Genomic DNA, 16,145 nt, shown 5'->3' on the forward strand with positions numbered 1-16,145 from the left:
CCGATAACGTAATAAAAGGAAAAGCCCCGCAACGATAAGGGTCGTTGCGGGGCTTTTCGGTTTACCCGCCCTAGCGGATCTGGTGTTTGTGCAGCAACCGATAGAACGTTGGCCGGGAAATTCCCAGGACGCGGGCAGCGACACTCAAGTTATCGCTGTGCCGGTTGAGCACATCGCACAGCGCCTGGCGTTCGGCGCGGTGTTTGTAGTCTTCCAGTGTAGACAGGGGTGGCGAAATTGCCTGTTCGCTGATCAATCCCAGATCAATAGCCTCGATCTGCCGCCCTTCGGCGAGTACCAGGCCACGACGCACGCGGTTGGCCAACTCGCGCACATTGCCCGGCCACGGGTGTTGCCCCATCGCCACCAGCGCGTCTTCGCTGAAACTGCGCGGACGGCGGCCGGTTTCCTGGCTGTAGAAGCGTGAGAAGTGGTTGGCCAGCATCGCTACGTCGCCGTGACGCTCGCGCAGCGGCGCAGTGACCACTTGCAGCACATTGAGTCGGTAGTACAAGTCCTCACGAAAAGCCCCCTTGGCCACAGCGGCTTCGAGGTCGACGTGAGTTGCCGCCAGTACCCGCACATCCACGGGGATAGGCTGGCTACCGCCGACGCGCTCAACCTGTTTCTCCTGGAGAAACCGCAGCAGATTGGCTTGCAGTTCCATGGGTAAATCGCCGATTTCATCAAGGAACAGCGTGCCGCCATGGGCCGCTTCGATGCGCCCGACCTTGCGCTGATGGGCGCCGGTGAAGGCGCCCTTCTCATGGCCGAACAGTTCGGATTGGATGAGGTGTTCAGGAATCGCGCCGCAGTTGATCGCGACAAAGGGCTTGGCGTGGCGTTGGGATTGGCGATGCAGGGTCTTGGCCACCAGTTCTTTACCGGTGCCACTGTCACCACGGATCAAAACCGGGGACTCGGTGGGTGCGAGCTTGGCCAATAGCTTGCGAAGTTCGCGAATCGGCCGACTGTCGCCGAGCAGTTCGTGCTCCGGCTCATTTACAGGTGTATTGCCCTTGCCGCGCAAGCGCGCCATGCCAAAGGCCCGGCCGAGGGTGACCTGCACGCGCGCGACGTCAAACGGCAGGGTATGGAAGTCGAAGAACCACTCGCAGACAAAATCACCGACATTCTGCAAACGCAGCACATCCTGGCTGAGCACAGCGATCCACTCGGTGCCGCTGCGGCCAATCAATTCCTTGACTGCTTCCGGTCGCTCCAGGTGATAGGGCTGCAACCGCAGCAAACCCAAGTCACACGACCGGTCGCCCACCGCCTCCAAAGCACAGCTGTCCACCTCCCAACCTGCCGTGCGCAAACCGGGCAATAGCCCATGGCAGTCATCACAGGGATCGACCACGAGCAAGCGGCGTTGCGCAGGTGTAACAACCATGACTATTCCTTGGCGCCAAAATTGTTGATTGCTGGAGGTAAAGTTATTTAGAAACAACGGTTTGTGGCGCTCAGCGCTAACACTAGCAAAATCTTGACGCGGGCCTTGTACCGTTTCGCTATAAGTGCGGGCAAAAAGCCACCCACTGTCGCGCCCATCAAAAAAAGTTGGGCACGGCTAAAACTTTCATTCAGCTTTCAAAACAGCCGCTTACATGACAGTCATCAGGAAAAGTTAAAATTTGTTGCTCTAACATGTGACCCGTACCCCGTCATCGTGCATCAGTACAAGTAACCCGCCGCACGGTCAGCCCAACCGCCGGTACTCACTTGAATGGGCATTTAGAGAGAGACCCACATGAACGCCCCGCTCCGCATCAACGAAGCTCTTTTGATCGCAGACCGTGCTTTTCAGCCCTTTCAGTGCGTGGCCTGGCACGATGGCAACGGCGCCTTGAGCCTGAGCGTCATCGACCGCACCAATACCCGTATTGGCAGCAAACAACTGTCATCGAACACCTACAGCGACCCGGCGCAATTGGAAGACCTGCTGTTGCAGGCCCGTGCCGAACTCGACAAAGATGGCTACCAGTTGCAGTCCTGGGCCATGCCTAAGTAAGTTGCTGCACCAACTTCCGATCACTGCAAGACACTGATCGGAAGTTGGGCAACTGAACTTAAAACGTTTATTGCGCGGCGAGAATAAACCGCTCGATTGCCTCTGCAGCACCGTCATCAATATTACTACCGGTGACCACATTGGCCTGGCGCTTGACGGTTTCTTCCGCCTGCCCCATGGCAATCGATAATCCGGCTACCTGAAACATCGCCGGGTCATTTCCCCCATCGCCGATGGCCGCCGTCTGCTCCAGCGGGACCCCAAGGTGCGCCGCCAGGGTCTTCAAGGCCTCGCCTTTATTGGCCAGCATGGCCGTCACATCCAGATAAATCGGTTGCGAACGCGATACCTGCGCCAGGCCTTGCACCTTGGGCTGTAAACGCGCCTCCAGTTCCACCAACAACTGCGCGTTGTTGCTGGCGGCGACGATCTTGTCGATCCGATCCAGGTACGGCTCGAAACTCTCCACCACCACTGGCCCATACCCCAGCCCATGGGCTTCGCGCGGTTCCATCGGGCCTGGCGGGCCACGGCGCAGCCAATCACCGTCGGCAAATACCCATGGTTCCACGTCCGGCTCGGCCGAGAACATCGCCAGTGCGACCAGCGCCGCCTCCGCCGGCAGATGGTGGGCAACCAGGATGCTGCCGTCCGGGTTGATCAAGGTGCCGCCGTTAAAACCGGCTACCGGCACATCGATCCCGAACGTCTCGATCAGGTGCAGCATGGCTTTGGGCGGTCGCCCGCTGGCGAGGCTGAAAAACACCCCCGCCTCGCGCAACGCACTGACCGCATCGACCGTACGCTGGCTCAGACGGTGATCTGGGTGCAGCAACGTGCCGTCCACGTCGCTGAGGATGAAACGGATGGGATGAATCGCGGCATCACTCATCCCAGGGTGTGCCAAGTGCGACCATCGCGGGCCAGCAACGCATCTGCAGCAGCAGGACCGTCTTCACCGGCCTTGTAAGCCTGGATTCCATCGTCTTCCTTCCACGCATCGAGAAATGGCTGCACGGCACGCCAGCCGTTCTCGATATTGTCGGCCCGCTGGAACAAGGTCTGATCGCCGGTCATGCAGTCGTAGATCAGGGTTTCGTACCCGGTCGACGGTTGCATCTCGAAGAAGTCCTTGTAGGCAAAGCCCAACTGAATGTTGGCCATATCGAGGGTCGGCCCTGGCTTTTTAGCGAGCAGGTCAAACCACATGCCTTCGTTGGGCTGGATCTGGATTTTCAGGTAGGTGGGCTTGAGCTCATCAACCTCGGTATCGCGGAACTGCGCATAAGGCGCCGGTTTAAAGCAGATCACGATTTCGGTGTCGCGCACGCTCATGCGCTTACCGGTACGGAGGTAGAACGGCACGCCGACCCAGCGCCAGTTGTCGATCATCACCTTGAGGGCAACGAACGTCTCGGTGCTGCTGTCGGGCGCGACGTTGGCTTCTTCCCGGTAGCCCGGCAACGACTTGCCGCCGATTTCGCCAGCGGTGTACTGCCCACGCACCGAGTTGGCCCGCGCATCTTCCAGGGACCACGGCCGTACCGCGCCAATCACCTTGGCCTTTTCACCGCGCACAGCGTCGGCACCAAATGCGGCGGGCGGCTCCATGGCCACCATCGCCAACAACTGGAACAGGTGGTTCGGCACCATGTCCCGCAGGGTGCCGGTTTTTTCGAAGAAATTACCCCGGGTTTCCACACCAACGGTTTCGGCGGCGGTGATTTGCACATGATCAATGTAATGGTTGTTCCAGAACGCCTCGAACAGCACGTTGGAGAAACGGCTGATCAGGATGTTCTGTACGGTTTCCTTACCCAGATAATGGTCAATGCGGTAGATCTGCTTCTCGCTCATCACCTTGAGCAAGCTGGCGTTCAGCGCTTCGGCGGTGGCGAGGTCGGAGCCGAACGGCTTTTCGATCACCACACGCCGGAAGCTGTCATCAGTCTCCGTCAACAATCCGGCACTGCCCAGGCGCTGCACCACTTCACTGAAGAAGCGGGGCGCAGTGGCCAGGTAGAACACAGCGTTGCCGGTGCCGCTGTCGGCGATTTTCTTGCCGATGTCGGCGTAGGTGCTGTCGTCGAGGAAATCACCCTCGACGTAGCTAATGCCTTTGGCCAACTGCGCCCACAAGTCCGGGTCCAAAGCGTTCTCGCCATTGCCCTTGACCTTGCTGGCAGCCTCGGTGCGAATGAAATCCTCGAGTTTCTTGGCGAAGTCGGCATCACTGATGGCGTTGTGATCAACGCCCACAATGCGCAGCCCATCGCCCAACAGGCCATCACGACTGAGGTTGTACAGCGCCGGCATGAGCAGGCGCTTGACCAGATCGCCATGGGCGCCAAACAGAAACAGCGTGGTTGGAGGTGCGGGTTCGGCCTTGGGTTTCTTGCCGTTAGCGGTCATTTTTTGGAAGTCTCCACATGACCACCAAAGCCGAAGCGCATGGCAGACAGCATCTTGTCACCGTAGGTGCTCTGCTGGCGCGAGCGGAACCGCGCGAACAACGAGGTGGACAGCACCGGTACCGGCACGGCTTGTTCCATAGCGGCTTCGATGGTCCAGCGGCCTTCGCCACTGTCGGCGACGGAACCCGAGTAGCCTTCAAGTTTCGGGTCGGTGGCCAGGGCGTCGGCGGTCAGGTCCAGCAACCAGGACGAAACCACACTGCCACGGCGCCAGACTTCAGCGATATCGGCAACGTTGAGGTCGAAACGCTGGTCTTCCGGCAGGTTGTCCGAGTTCTTGGTCTTGAGGATGTCAAAACCTTCGGCGAAGGCCTGCATCATTCCGTACTCGATGCCGTTGTGGATCATCTTGACGAAATGCCCGGAACCCGCAGGACCGGCGTGGATATAACCCTGCTCGGCGCGCGGGTCTGCGGAGGCGGAACGGTCCTTGGTGCGCGGGATATTGCCCAGGCCCGGTGCCAGTGCGGCGAAGATAGGGTCGAGGCGTTGCACGGTCTCGGTATCGCCACCGATCATCATGCAGTAGCCGCGCTCCAGGCCCCAGACGCCGCCAGAGGTGCCGACATCAACGTAGTGCAGGCCCTTTTGCGCCAACGCCTTGCCGCGACGAACGTCATCCTTATAGTTGGTGTTGCCGCCGTCGATGATCACGTCACCGTCTTCGAGCAGCTCACTGAGTTCATTGATGGTGTTTTCAGTGGGGTCGCCTGCTGGCAACATCACCCACACGGCGCGAGGCTTTTGCAGCCCGGCAACCAGGGCTTTCAAGTCGGCAACGCCAGTGGCGCCCTCCTCGCTCAAGCCTTTGACAAATGCTTCGTTACGGTCGAAAACAACGGTGGTATGCCCATTGAGCATCAGGCGCCGTGCAATATTCCCGCCCATGCGGCCTAGTCCGATAATCCCCAGTTGCATGTGCTGATGCTCCTAACTACTAAATAAATGTGTGACATAGTTTATAGCGCAATGAGGCTAATGAGGGTTAGTCAGGGGCAGATCGATGTAGTTTCATGACAAAAAAGTTGCCATCGTTTCAGCATCACAGCACCAAAAGTCACAGGACCACCAAAAATAAAAAAGTTCCATTGCGCTGAAAAAGAATTCAGAATTGCTTCCGACTGTTGCCGAGAACCTCGACTCAAGCGTTCTGGCACACCGCGACACACCGGCTATTTGCGAGGTAAGCAATGAGCACTGCACAGATGACCCGTCCTCCCCAGACCCTCTACGTCACGCTCCGTCGCGATGAACTGCGCCAGTTGAAAGACGAACGCGAGCAGTTGCAGCAGGAGGTCATGCGCCTGCGTGCTCATATCATTCAAGCCCAGCTGGATCAGCCTTACGGCGCGCAACCTGCGCTCTGCTGAGCCCTGTCATGACTTTGTAAGATAACGGCTACACAAATCTCACAAAGTTTTCACACGCACTTCCCGATACTCCCGCCCACAAGGGCCACCCCAATGCAAGGGTGGCCTCTATTGCGCGCAGCCCTGCGCGTGATTGAAAAACTACCGGGTTGGAGCGCTGGATGGCGATGTTCGAACGCAGCACTAAGTCTGCGAAAGGCTTTGATTGGGCCGGTCTTGGCTGGCTATTCCTGTTTTTCTGGTACTTCTCCGGCATCACACAACTGCTGATCCAGCTCAGCGGCACGTCCGGCTTCAGTGGTTTTCGCCAAGCGTTCTTCATGAGCGCACTGTGGCTCGCCCCCCTGCTCGTTTTCCCACGCCGTACGCGCTTGCTCGCCGCCCTGATTGGCGTGGTGCTGTGGGCCTGCTCCATGGCAAGCCTGGGTTACTTCTTCATTTACCAGCAGGAGTTTTCCCAAAGCGTCATCTTCATCATGTTCGAGTCGAACATCTCTGAAGCCGGTGAATACGCCACCCAATACTTCGCTTGGTGGATCGTGCTGGCCTTTATTGCCCACACCGCCGTCGCGGTTTTCCTGTGGACCCGTGTGCGACCGGTGTACCTGCCGCGCGGCCAAGCCCTGGTGGCGGCAACGGCGATCCTGGTGGCCATTGTCGGATACCCGCTGGTCAAGCAAATTGCCCGCAGCGACACCCTGGACGACGCCATCGACCGCTTTGAATCGCGCATCGAGCCTGCAGTGCCTTGGCAGATGATCGTCGCCTATCGCCGCTACACCGAACAACTCGACAACATGCAAGGCATGCTCGACAGCGCCAGCCAGATTGCGCCCTTGACCAATCTCAAGGACACCATGGCCGGCCAGCCCTCGACCCTGGTGCTGGTCATCGGCGAATCAACCAACCGCCAGCGCATGAGCCTCTACGGTTACCCGCGCAACACCACGCCGGAACTGGACAAGCTGCGCGACCAACTGGCGGTGTTCGACAACGTCATCACCCCGCGCCCCTACACCATCGAAGCGCTGCAACAGGTGCTGACGTTCGCCGATGAAGAGAACCCGGACCTGTACCTGAAAACCCCGTCGATTGTCAGCGTGATGAAACAGGCCGGCTACAAGACTTACTGGATCACCAACCAGCAGACCATGACCAAGCGCAACACCATGCTCACGACCTTTTCCGAACAGGCCGACGAACAGGTGTACCTGAACAACAACCGCAACCAGAACGCACGCCAATACGACGGTGACGTCCTCGCGCCATTCTCCAAGGCCCTGGCCGATCCGGCGGAGCGCAAGTTCATTGTGGTGCACCTGCTCGGCACTCACATGAGCTACCAGTACCGCTACCCGCCGACGTTCGACAAATTCACCGATCGCCAAGGCGTACCGGCAGGCATCAGCGATGATCAATTGCCCACCTACAACAGCTACGACAATGCCGTGCTGTATAACGACTTCGTGGTGTCGAGCCTGATCAAGGATTACGCCAAGACCGATCCAAACGGCTTCCTGCTATACCTGTCCGACCACGGTGAAGACGTATTCGACTCCGCCGGCCACGCCACACTGGGACGTAACGAAGGCAAACCGACTGCGCCGATGTACACCATTCCCTTCATGGCCTATGCCTCGCCGAAATGGCGTGAGAGCCATGACTGGAGTTTCGCCGGCGATCTGCAACGCCCTTACACCAGCTCGCAGTTGATCCACACCTGGGCCGACCTGGCCGGGCTGAGCTCCGATGAAATCGACCGCAGCAAAAGCCTGGTGAGCGACAGTTTCAAAGCACGTCCGCAACTGATCGGCAACCCGTACTTGCGCCAGCAGAAGGCCCTGATCGACTTCAGCCTGATCAAGCCGAAGAAGGTTGGCCCGACCGATGTGGTGCTTCAGGAAGCGCCAGGTTCGTAACAGAAAGATAACAATCATTCTCGTTTAACCCTAAAGTTCCGCTCCTCCTTTCGTCTTTGAGCCAAGGCCTTCCCTTTCCGGGGTGGCCGCAAAGACGACAAGGAGTCTCACGCGATGTTCGCGCCAATTACCCGTTCCATGACCCTCACGCTCGGCCTGTGCAGCGCCGCGCTGAGCCCGGACCTGCTGGCTGAAACCGACCCCGAACAGACCCAACTCGAACTCGGCGCCACCCGCATCACCGCCGAAGGCCTGGGCGCGACCACTGAGCACACCGGTGCCTACACCACCGGTTCGATGAGCACCGCCACCCGCCTCAACCTGTCCGTGAAAGAAACCCCGCAGTCGATTTCGGTGATCACGCGCCAGCAGATGGACGATTTCAATCTCAATACCTTGACCGACGTGCTGCGCCAGACCACGGGTATCAACGTGCAGCACAACGACTCAGACCGCGTGTCCTACTCCTCTCGCGGCTATGGCATCACCAATTTCCAGATTGATGGGATGCTCAACACCTTCGGCTACATGAAGTCCGACGCTGACACCATCATCTACGACCACATCGAAGTGGTGCGCGGCGCCACGGGCCTGACCACCGGAGCGGGCGACCCTTCAGCCACTATCAACATGGTGCGCAAGCGCCCCACCGCCCAGTGGCAGGCGAAAACCGGCGTAAGCGCGGGCAGCCATGACAACTATTACAGCTACGTGGACGTGGGCGGCCCGCTGGCGTTCGACGGCAAGTTGCGCGGGCGTACCGTGCTGGCCTATCGCGACAGCCAATCCTTCCGTGACAACTATGAGCTACAGCGGGAGGTCGGCTACGGCATTCTCGAAGGCGATCTGTCAGACGACACCGTGCTGGCCGTAGGTTTTGATTACCAGAACAAACAAGTCCAGGGCACTTCCTGGGGCACCGTGCCGTACTGGAACAGCCAGGGCGGCAAGGCCGGGCTGTCGCGCTCTACCAACATGGCCGCGCACTGGAGTTCCTGGCCGCTGACGGACAAGACCACTTTCGCGACCCTCGAACATCGACTGGGTGGCGATTGGCATATCAAAGCCGCCTACACCCATCGCCAGAGCGACACAGATGGCAAGGTCTACTACGGCGGCTCGGGTTTCCCCAACGACGACCGCAGCGGCATGACCGCCTGGGCGAGCCACATGCGCGGCACCTCGCGGATGGAAGCCATCGACCTCAACCTGGCCGGCAGCTATCAGTTGCTGGGCCGCGAACACGCCTTGATGATGGGCTACGGCGAGGCCGCGCAACGGGACAGTTCGCCGTTTATGCGCGAGAACATCCCAGCCGGCTACTACAGCATTGAAGACTGGAAATACATGGGCGGGATCGCTAAGTTCGGCGACACCGTCACCGGCCTCAAAGGCGAACACAGCAGCAAGGAACAGAAGGCCGGCTACCTGGCTACGCGACTGAGTCTCACCGACCGCCTGCATGCGGTACTGGGCAGCCGCTATGGCAGTTGGGAACTGAAAAGCGCGGCCCCCCGATACGACGACAACGACCAACTGACCGCCGCCGGCAAAACCAGCCAGACCCACAACGACATGTGGACGCCCTATGCCGGGCTGCTTTACGACATAACACCGGAGTACACCGTCTACGCCAGCTACACCGATATTTTCAAACCCCAAAGCCTCAAGGATGCCAACAAGAAATTCCTTGAGCCTGTAGTGGGCAGCAACTACGAAGTGGGCATCAAGGGGAGTGTGCTGCAAGAGCGCCTGAACCTGGCGGCGGCGTATTTCTGGAGTACCCAGGACAACGTTGCCGAGCGCGATTACTCGGTGCCACGCAACCCAAGGACCGGCGAGGAATATTACAAGTCAGGCGGCAAAGGCAACAAAGTGAACGGCTTCGAACTGGAAGCGTCCGGGGAAGTGATGCCTGACTGGAACCTCACGGCAGGCTACACCTACACCCATTCGGTCAACGGTTCGGGCAACCGCAATAACACGGGTCAGCCGCTGAACCTGCTGAAAGTATCCAGCGCTTACCGCCTGCCGGGTACATGGCGCAACCTCACCGTCGGCGGCGCCGTGAACTGGCAAAGCGATTTCTATGATTTCAGCAATCGACCGACCGGGGCGCGCGATACCGATGGCGACCCAATCACCACCCGGGCAAAAATCACGCAGCAGGCCTACACCGTGGTTAACCTCATGTCCCGCTATCAATTCGACGACCATATTTCAGCGTCGCTTAACGTCAACAACCTGTTTGATAAAAAATATTACGAGCGTGTCGGCTTCTATAACGGCGTGTACTGGGGTGACCCGCGCGCCATTACGTTGGCCTTGGACTGGAGACTTTAAAGCGCACAACCCGAAGTTAACGAAATTGTTAACTTCGGACGTTTCTCGAGTTAATTCCCACTTAATAAGATCGCTGCAAAATCGCCCCATGAATCTGCTCAAGGACAGAACGGATAACCGATCACACTTAATGAGAATACCCCGATGAAACTCTCGACTTTGATGCTTGCCAGCCTGATGACCGTAGCCTCCGCCGCCGCTTTTGCAGAAGATGGCTCGGAGCGCGCGAAGGAGTACTACAACAACTTCACCTTCATGCAGCAGAAGGTTCACGGCACTAACGAGCAAACAGCATCCGCCGACGACACGTCTTCCAAGACCAGCACCACCAATCAGGAACAACCGAAGAGTTAATTAATGTTTAGTTAATCCGCAACACCCTGGGCCATTCCGCTCCGTTGGCAAAGGTTTATTGGGCGCCATTTAATGGCGCCCTTTTTTTGCCTGTTATTTATTAAAGCGGCTTGTTCCAGAACAGCATACGGCCATGAGCCGGATCAAACTTTGAATCATCAAAGCCAAACTTTCGGTACGCCGACTGAGCAATAGCATTACCCTCAAGCACCTCCAGGGTGATCTTGCAGCAACCGCGCTGGCGGGCAATTTCCTCGACCTTTTGCAGCATTTTCTGACTCAGGCCCAAGCCGCGGAACTCATTCATCACCACCACGTCATGAATGTTGACCAGTGGACGGCAGGCAAAGGTGGAGAACCCTTCAAAACAATTCACCAGCCCCGCCGGCACGCCACCGACGAACGCCAGCACACTGAAGGCATGGGGGCGCTTGGCCAATTCGGCCGGCAGTTGCTCTAGAAGGTCAGCGGGCAGGCTATGGCTTCCGCCCATGGGGTCTTGTGCGTAGTGGTTGAGCACGCGGCCTATGGCTTCAGCGTGCACGGGGTTGGTGTAGCTGGCTTGCAGCACCAGGATATCTGGAGTTTCCATTGCCTTCCTCGATCACGACAACAAGGGAATCGGCTCCCTTTGAGGGGCTCGATTGTAAGCGTGGAGTCGGCGGTAGATGAAGGAGAAAAACTACAAATATCTGCCAGAAAGCGCGAGGTTCATGCCGACGAAAAAGCGCTGGCGGCAGATTTAGGAGGTTGCCCTACACGCCTTAGCCGAAACGCTGCAATTGCATCTCCTGCAGCCGGCTCAGGGTGCGGCGGAAGGGAAACTCCAGGTAGCCCTGGGTATAGAGGCGCTCCAGCGGCACTCGGGCCTCGATGAACAGGGGCACCTTGCGGTCGTAGCACTCATCCACCAGGGCGATGAACCGACGCACGCTGTCGTCGTGCACCGACAACTGCGGCAATTCGCGATCACCCGCCACCACCCGCTGGGCGCCGTCTTCGGTGCCTCGGGCAATCCGGCCCGGGCGCTGCTGCGCACTCAGGTCAGGCACCTCGCCAAGTAAAATCGCCTTGAAGCGATCACACAGCAGCATGAAGTCCATAGCGGCCAGGGGTTGTTCGCACAGGTCGGCATAACGACACCAGAGCACGCTGTCACTGGACCGCACCGTCACGATGCTACGGTGACCGACAACGACCGGCTCGTGGCTCACCACCTGCCCTTCTGCCAATTGCGTGAAGACAGCCGCAAGCGCCTCGGGCTGATTCACCCAATAACGCTGCATGCCGACACCTGGATGCAAACGATGGTCTTCACCGCCGTCCACCGCCACCACCCGCATATGCTGCTTGATCGCTGCGATACCCGGCAAAAACCGTTCGCGGTTGAAGCCATCGGCATACAGTTGGTCGGGAGGCTGGTTGGAGGTACAGACCATCACCACACCTTCCTCGAACATCACCTGGAACAACCGCCCCAGGATAATCGCGTCCCCGATGTCATTGACGAACAACTCGTCAAAGCAGAGTACGCGCACCGCCCTGCTCAGCTCTCGCGCCAGGGCCTGCAACGGGTCGGCGGTGCCAGTAAGCTCGAATGAACGCTGATGCACCCACCCCATGAAGTGATGAAAGTGCTGACGCCGCGCCGGCACTCGCAGGCTCTGGTAGAACTGGTCCATCAACCAGGTTTTGCCCCGACCCACCGGCCCCCACAGGTAGACACCGGTGACCGGTGCACGCCCTTGGTGCAGAGCCTCATGGCAGGCTTGCAGGGCATCCACCGCCCGCCGCTGGGCATCGTCAGAGACGAAGCCCTGTTGGGCGATGGCGTGTTGATAGGCAGCGAGAGGCGAGTCGAAAGTCATGCACGCACTCCTGACAGGCCGTTTTCTTAAACTTCGAACTTACGCAAGGCTCTTACTGACCACCTCGAACACATCGCTCGACAGCTCGCCCGAACCACGAATGCGCTCCAGCTCGGCCTTCATCAGCGCCTGTCGCGCGCTGTCGTATTTACGCCAGCGGGTCAACGGCGCCAACTGGCGCGACGCAATCTGCGGGTTGAAGCCATTCAACTGGATCACCAGATCCGCCAGGAAGCGGTAGCCGGAGCCATCCGCCGCATGGAAGTTGATTAGGTTCTGCCCGGCAAAGGCGCCGATCAGTGCACGCACTTTGTTCGGGTTTTTGAGCGTGAACGCCGGGTGTTCCATCAACGCCTGGACCCGCGCCAGCCCGCCCGGCAAGGTGCTGCCGGCCTGCACACTGAACCACTGGTCCATCACCAACGGGTTGTCCTTGAAGTTCTCGGCAAACACCGCCAACGCCTGGGCTTTTTCCGCCTCGAACGGTGAGTTCACCAGCACCGCCAGCGCGGTCAGGCGCTCGGTCATGTTGTCACTGGTATCGAACTGCTCCAGGGTGGCCGCCAACACCTCAGGCTTGCCACTGAGCATCAGGTACGACAGGGCGATGTTCTGCAAGGCGCGACGGGCAAAGTGCTCGGCCGCTGCCACATATGGGGTTTGCTTGGACAGGTCGCGATTGGCCTGATAACGCAGCCACAGCCCTTCGAACAGGTTGTCGGCCAGTTGCTTGCGTGCAAATTCGCGTGCGGCGTGGATCGCATCCACATCCGCCACTTCGCTGATTTCTGTCAGGTAGGCTTCGCCCGGCAACGAGAGCATTTCCGCGACCATCGCCTGGTCCAGGCTTTCGTCGCTCAGTACCGTACGCAGCGCGTCGATCAGGCGTTGATCCATTTTCAGCGCCTGGCCCGCCTGATGCTGGCCAATCAGTTCCTGCAACACCTGCACCGACAGTTGCTGGCCGGCATCCCAGCGGTTGAAACCGTCGCTGTCGTGCTGCATCAGGAACATCAACTGATCGCGGTTGTACGGGAAGCTCAGTTTCACCGGCGCCGAGAAGCCGCGCAGCAGCGACGGCAACGGCTGTTCAGCGATGTCGACAAACGTGAACGTCTGCTCGGCCTCAGTCACCGAAATCACGCGGGACGTACCGCCCGCCGCTGCTTCACCGGCCAGGCGCAAGGCGATACCGGCGCCCTTCCCGTCCAGCAAGCCCAGCTCAACTGGAATCACGAACGGCAGTTTCTCGACCTTGTCCGGGGTTGCCGGGCAGCTCTGGCGGAAGGTCAGGCTGTAGGTCTTCGCCGCGGCATCGTACGACTCGCTCACCGCCAGACGCGGTGTACCGGCCTGGCTGTACCAGCGCTTGAACTGGCTCAGGTCGGCGCCGTTGGCGTCTTCCATGGCCTTGATGAAATCGTCGCAGGTCACGGCCTGGCCGTCGTGGCGCTCGAAGTACAGGTCGCTGCCTTTACGGAAGCCTTCGGCGCCCAGCAAGGTGTGGATCATGCCGACCACTTCCGAACCCTTTTCGTAAACAGTCAGGGTGTAGAAGTTGGAGATCTCGATAAAACTGTCCGGGCGCACCGCATGGGCCATCGGGCCGGCGTCTTCGGCGAACTGGTGGGTCCGCAGGTATGCCACGTCCTGGATACGCTTGACCGTGGCCGAGTTCATGTCAGCCGAGAAGCCGGAGTCGCGGAACACGGTGAAGCCTTCCTTGAGCGACAGCTGGAACCAGTCGCGGCAGGTCACGCGGTTGCCCGACCAGTTGTGGAAGTATTCGTGGGCGACGATGGCCTCGACGCGCTGGTGCGCGGCATCGGTGGCGGTTTCGGCGCGTGCCAGCACGGCGCTGGAGTTGAAGATATTGAGACCCTTGTTCTCCATGGCGCCCATGTTGAAGTCGTTCACCGCGACGATCATAAAGATGTCGAGGTCGTACTCACGGCCGTAGGTTTCTTCGTCCCAGCGCATGGATTTCTTCAGGCTGGTCATGGCGTGCTGGCACTTGTCGATGTTTTCTGGCTCGACGTAGATGCGCAACGCTACTTCGCGCTGGGTCATGGTGGTGAAGCTGTCTTCGACGCACCACAAATCCCCGGCCACCAGGGCAAACAGATAAGCGGGTTTCTTGAACGGGTCTTCCCACGTCGCCCAGTGGCGGCCGTCTTCACCGGGGCCGCTGGCAATCGGGTTGCCGTTGGACAGCAGCACCGGGTAGCTGTGCTGCTCGGCGATCACCGTGGTGGTGAAGGTGCTCATCACATCCGGGCGGTCGAGGTAATAGGTGATTTTGCGGAAGCCTTCGGCCTCGCATTGGGTGCAAAACATGCTGCCGGATTTGTACAAGCCTTCCAGAGCGGTATTGGTTTCCGGGTGGATCTTGACCGTGGTATCGAGGGTAAAGGTCGCCGCCGTCGGGTGCACGGTCAGGTGGCTATCAGTCAGTTGGTAGTCAGCGTCCGTCAATTCCTGGTCGGCCAGGTTCACGCTCACCAGCTCCAGCTGCTGGCCATCGAGCACCAGCGGCGGCAGGCCCGCGCCACGCTCGGGGTTACGGCGCATCACCAGCTGCGCGTGGACCAGGCTGTGGTCCTCGAACAACTCGAAGGTCAGGTGCGTCTCATCGATCAGGTAGTCCGGCGCCTGATAATCCTTCAGGTAAATCATCTTCGGTTGTTCGGTGCGCATGGGTGGCATCCTTCTACTGGTGCACGGCGAGCTGGTAGGCCGTGTACTTACGAATATTGATAACGCCGGTGTCGAAGATCAGGTATTGGCCCTTGATCCCCAGCAGCGTGCCTTCGGCAATCGGGTTCTTGTCCAGATTGAAGCTGACGATCTTGGCCGGATACTGCTCCACCGGGTAGCGAATCTCAATCGGCTCGATGTCGGTCACCGGTTGGATGGCTTGCAGGCCAAAGCGTTCCTGCAGGTTTTCCAAGCCTTCGGCGCAGGAGGCGAACAGTTCGTCACGCACCTGCTTGAGGTCTACGGGTTGTGCGTCGCCCTTGAGCAATGCACGCCAGTTGGTCTTGTCGGCCACCTGGCTGCGCAGCACGTCTTCGACGAAGCCGGACTGCTGGCGCGTGGCAACTCGCAGGATCGGCAACGCCTGACTCGCGCCCTGGTCCAGCCAGCGCGTCGGCAGTTGGGTGGCGCGCGTGATGCCGACCTTGATCCCCGATGAATTGGCCAGGTAAACCACGTGGTCGGTCATGCAAAATTTCTCGCCCCAGCCTGGATCACGGCAGGTGCCAGCGTCGTAATGGCAACGCTCGGGGCTCATGATGCACAGGTCGCACTGGGCCAGCTTGGTCATGCACGGATAGCAATAACCCTGGCTGAAGCTGGTCTTGGTCTTGCGGCCGCAATGGCTGCAATGGATGGCGCCGAGGTACTCCAGGCGGATATGGGTACCGATCAATGGGTTGACCGGCACCTCGGTCTCGCCCAGGCGAAACGCGTATTGAACGGTCGGCTCACCGAGTTGCGCCGACATTTTGCTGACTGCACCGCGACCAATTTCAATCAATGGATCGCATCCGACTTGAACAGGATGTTCGCCACCGGCTCGGATTTGGACGCGCATTCCTGCGGGCCCATGTAGCCGGTGCGCTGGTCTTCCGGCAGGTTCTGGATTTCCCAGGCGATCATCGCTTGCAGGGACAGTTCACGCTGTTCGGCGGTGAGCTTGCGGCCATCGGACCACTTGCCGATTTCCACGGCGAGCTTGAGGCTCTCGTAGATGTCCGGGGTGATGTTTTCGATCATTTCAGCAAAAGAGGACATTAGGC

14 protein-coding genes are annotated in these 16,145 nt (G+C 59.2%); 5 read left to right on the plus strand and 9 right to left on the minus strand.

Going from position 1 to position 16,145, the window contains the following annotated elements; translation table 11 throughout:
- Nucleotides 1–70 precede the first annotated feature (70 nt).
- Nucleotides 71–1,396: a sigma-54 dependent transcriptional regulator gene (locus tag ACKZ62_RS16885; RefSeq protein WP_032887052.1), complete on the minus strand. Its 1,326-nt coding sequence runs from the start codon at nucleotides 1,394–1,396 to the stop codon at nucleotides 71–73.
- Between the two features lie 357 nt (nucleotides 1,397–1,753).
- On the opposite strand from ACKZ62_RS16885, the gene ACKZ62_RS16890 reads away from it, so the two are divergent.
- Nucleotides 1,754–2,014, plus strand: a complete 261-nt coding sequence (locus ACKZ62_RS16890) for a hypothetical protein (protein ID WP_032887053.1) — start codon at nucleotides 1,754–1,756, stop codon at nucleotides 2,012–2,014.
- Between the two features lie 67 nt (nucleotides 2,015–2,081).
- On the opposite strand, the gene ACKZ62_RS16895 is transcribed toward ACKZ62_RS16890, so the two are convergent.
- Genes ACKZ62_RS16895 through gnd form a run of 3 tightly spaced genes read right to left on the minus strand, consistent with a single transcriptional unit; the run spans nucleotide 2,082 to nucleotide 5,406 of the window.
- Nucleotides 2,082–2,906 (minus strand): HAD family hydrolase, encoded by an 825-nt coding sequence (locus tag ACKZ62_RS16895; protein ID WP_447095554.1) that lies wholly within the window; start codon nucleotides 2,904–2,906, stop codon nucleotides 2,082–2,084.
- The gene (gene zwf, locus ACKZ62_RS16900) at nucleotides 2,903–4,426 is read right to left on the minus strand and encodes a glucose-6-phosphate dehydrogenase (protein WP_032887056.1); all 1,524 of its coding nucleotides are present in this window, start codon (nucleotides 4,424–4,426) and stop codon (nucleotides 2,903–2,905) included. Before zwf ends, ACKZ62_RS16895 begins: the two co-directional genes overlap by 4 nt.
- A complete protein-coding gene (gene gnd, locus ACKZ62_RS16905) occupies nucleotides 4,423–5,406 on the minus strand; it encodes a phosphogluconate dehydrogenase (NAD(+)-dependent, decarboxylating) (RefSeq protein WP_032887058.1) in 984 nt (327 codons plus the stop codon). The genes zwf and gnd overlap by 4 nt, the downstream gene beginning before the upstream one ends.
- Before the next feature lie 272 nt (nucleotides 5,407–5,678).
- On the opposite strand from gnd, the gene ACKZ62_RS16910 reads away from it, so the two are divergent.
- From ACKZ62_RS16910 to ACKZ62_RS16925, 4 genes are all read left to right on the plus strand, one after another.
- Entirely contained in the window at nucleotides 5,679–5,858 is a 180-nt protein-coding gene (locus ACKZ62_RS16910) for a DUF6026 family protein (protein WP_256226376.1), read from the plus strand.
- 161 nt (nucleotides 5,859–6,019) lie between these two features.
- Nucleotides 6,020–7,777, plus strand: coding sequence for a phosphoethanolamine transferase CptA (locus tag ACKZ62_RS16915; RefSeq protein WP_032887059.1), 1,758 nt, complete (start codon nucleotides 6,020–6,022; stop codon nucleotides 7,775–7,777).
- A gap of 114 nt (nucleotides 7,778–7,891) precedes the next feature.
- A complete protein-coding gene (locus tag ACKZ62_RS16920) occupies nucleotides 7,892–10,120 on the plus strand; it encodes a TonB-dependent siderophore receptor (protein ID WP_447095555.1) in 2,229 nt (742 codons plus the stop codon).
- Between the two features lie 144 nt (nucleotides 10,121–10,264).
- Nucleotides 10,265–10,474, plus strand: a complete 210-nt coding sequence (locus ACKZ62_RS16925) for a hypothetical protein (protein ID WP_122753567.1) — start codon at nucleotides 10,265–10,267, stop codon at nucleotides 10,472–10,474.
- 100 nt (nucleotides 10,475–10,574) lie between these two features.
- Here ACKZ62_RS16925 and ACKZ62_RS16930 read toward each other — a convergent pair whose 3' ends face one another.
- From ACKZ62_RS16930 to ACKZ62_RS16950, 5 genes are all read right to left on the minus strand, one after another.
- Nucleotides 10,575–11,066, minus strand: a complete 492-nt coding sequence (locus ACKZ62_RS16930; RefSeq protein WP_095185912.1) for a GNAT family N-acetyltransferase — start codon at nucleotides 11,064–11,066, stop codon at nucleotides 10,575–10,577.
- Nucleotides 11,067–11,238: 172 nt separating this feature from the next.
- Entirely contained in the window at nucleotides 11,239–12,342 is a 1,104-nt protein-coding gene (gene zapE, locus ACKZ62_RS16935) for a cell division protein ZapE (protein ID WP_099602907.1), read from the minus strand.
- Nucleotides 12,343–12,381: 39 nt separating this feature from the next.
- Nucleotides 12,382–15,039, minus strand: a complete 2,658-nt coding sequence (pepN, locus tag ACKZ62_RS16940; RefSeq protein ID WP_122681385.1) for an aminopeptidase N — start codon at nucleotides 15,037–15,039, stop codon at nucleotides 12,382–12,384.
- Nucleotides 15,040–15,052: 13 nt separating this feature from the next.
- Complete coding sequence (locus tag ACKZ62_RS16945; RefSeq protein WP_032887068.1) at nucleotides 15,053–15,883, minus strand: DUF2797 domain-containing protein; 831 nt, start codon at nucleotides 15,881–15,883, stop codon at nucleotides 15,053–15,055.
- Entirely contained in the window at nucleotides 15,880–16,140 is a 261-nt protein-coding gene (locus tag ACKZ62_RS16950; protein WP_032887070.1) for a YeaC family protein, read from the minus strand. Before ACKZ62_RS16950 ends, ACKZ62_RS16945 begins: the two co-directional genes overlap by 4 nt.
- Between the last annotated feature and the right edge of the window lie 5 nt (nucleotides 16,141–16,145).

The organism is Pseudomonas sivasensis (genome assembly GCF_052938085.1).